Annotated in this window: 2 protein-coding genes and 2 pseudogenes; all 4 read left to right on the forward strand. The window is 74.4% G+C overall.

The window, feature by feature from the left end; genetic code table 11:
• On the forward strand, positions 1-198 hold a 198-nt coding region (locus Q1K57_RS08315; RefSeq protein ID WP_300080871.1), incomplete at its 5' end, for a hypothetical protein.
• A pseudogene (locus Q1K57_RS08320) lies at positions 195-743 on the forward strand (isochorismatase family protein); the annotation flags it as partial. The gene Q1K57_RS08315 and the pseudogene Q1K57_RS08320, both read left to right, overlap by 4 nt.
• A gap of 45 nt (positions 744-788) precedes the next feature.
• Positions 789-1382, forward strand: coding sequence for a DUF1349 domain-containing protein (locus Q1K57_RS08325; RefSeq protein WP_300080874.1), 594 nt, complete (start codon positions 789-791; stop codon positions 1380-1382).
• A gap of 6 nt (positions 1383-1388) precedes the next feature.
• Positions 1389-1692, forward strand: a pseudogene (locus tag Q1K57_RS08330) (hypothetical protein); the annotation flags it as partial.

The following is a 1692-nucleotide window of genomic DNA, read 5'->3' on the forward strand; positions in this document are numbered from 1 at the left end:
CGGCACCGGCAGGTCCGGGACGAGCTTCCCCTGGCCGCGCACAAGATGAGCAAGGGCGAGCCGGCGCTGCCGACCCTCATGATGGACGACGCCGGCGACCCGGCGGACAACCCGTACGCGAAGGCGAGGGCTGCGACGGAGCCCGTCCGGGACGAGGTCGCGGCACCGAAGAAGCGGGTGAAGGCGGCGGCGAAATGAGCCGGGCCCTGGTGGTCGTCGACGTGCAGAACGACTTCTGCGAGGGCGGCTCTCTGGCGGTCGCGGGCGGGGCCACGGTGGCCGGGAAGGTCGCGGAGCTGCTCGCCGGCGCACACGGCTACGACCACGTGCTCGCCACCCGGGACCACCACATCGACCCCGGCGCCCACTTCTCCCCCACCCCTGACTACGTCGACTCCTGGCCCGTGCACTGCGTGGCCGGCACGCCGGGCGCCGAGCTGCACCCCGCGCTGCGTTCGACGGCGTTCGAGGCCGTGTTCGACAAGGGCGAATACGCCGCCGCCTACTCCGGTTTCGAGGGCTCGGCGAGCGGGGTGTCGCTGGCCGACTGGCTGGTCGACCGGCAGATCACGTCCGTGGACGTGTGCGGGATCGCGACCGACTACTGCGTGCGTGCCACCGCGCTGGACGCCGTCCGCGACGGCTTCGCCACCCGCGTCCTGCTCGACCTCACCGCCGCCGTCGCCCCCGACCGGCTGGACACCACGCTCGCCGACTTCGCCGCGGCTGGCGTCGAGACCGTCACCTCCGCCCCCACCCCCACCGAGTTGTCAGAGGCTCAGCCGGTGATGACCGGCACAGATTCTGACAACTCGGCGGTGGAGTGGGCGGACGGGGCCTGGACGAACCCGCCGGCCGAGGTCACCGTCGAGGACGGGGCGCTGGTCGCGACGGCCGTCGAGGGCTCGGACGCGTGGCGGCACACCGCCTACGGCTTCGTCCACGACACCGAGCACGCCCTGCTCGCGCCGCTCGCCGTCGGCCAGGCGGTCGAGGTCACCCTGCAGACCACCTTCACCGGCCAGTTCGACCAGGCCGGGGTGTTCGTCCGGGCCGACGACGAGCACTGGGTGAAGGCCGGCCTGGAGTTCGCGGACGGCGTGCTCAACGTGGGTGCGGTCGTCACCATCGACCGCTCGGACTGGTCGGTCGCACCGGTCGACTGGAACGGCCGTCGGGTCACCGTCCGGGTCAGCCGGTCGGAGGACGCGCTGACGATTCGGGCCCGGGTGGACGACGAGCCGTTCCGGCTGGTGCGGGTGGCCCCGTTCGTCGGCGGCGACGTGGCGGCGGGGCCGTTCCTGTGCGCGCCGACCAGAGCCGGGTTCACCGCCCGGTTCCTGGGCTGGCACCTCACCGACGCGGACACCTCGCTGCACTGAGCCGGGATGCGCACCGCGCGCAGGACACGCCTGGCTGCCGTCGCGACGGTGGCGGTGGTCGGCGGCGTTCTCGCGGCCTGCGTCAGCGCGCCGGACGCCGGCCCGCCGGCGTCGGCGACGTCGGCGGTCAGCCCGGCCCCGTCCGGGACGGCAGCCACCCCGGGCCGGGCGGCGGCGGACGACCCGTCCGGTCCCCGGTACGTCGCGACCGTCCCGGCCGGAGCCACGCCGGTCGTCCGCACCGGGGACGACTGGACGATGCCGGCGTGGGTGCGCCCGGCCCCCTTCTCCGGGTTCTTCTCCGAGGACG

This window comes from Propioniciclava sp. (assembly GCF_029977985.1).
Taxonomy (GTDB): Bacteria; Actinomycetota; Actinomycetes; order Propionibacteriales; family Propionibacteriaceae; genus Propioniciclava.

Bases quoted from the DNA above. Each gene is read 5' to 3' on its own strand.
- Q1K57_RS08325 (WP_300080874.1), top strand. From the start codon at position 789: ATGACCGGCACAGATTCTGACAACTCGGCGGTGGAGTGGGCGGACGGG.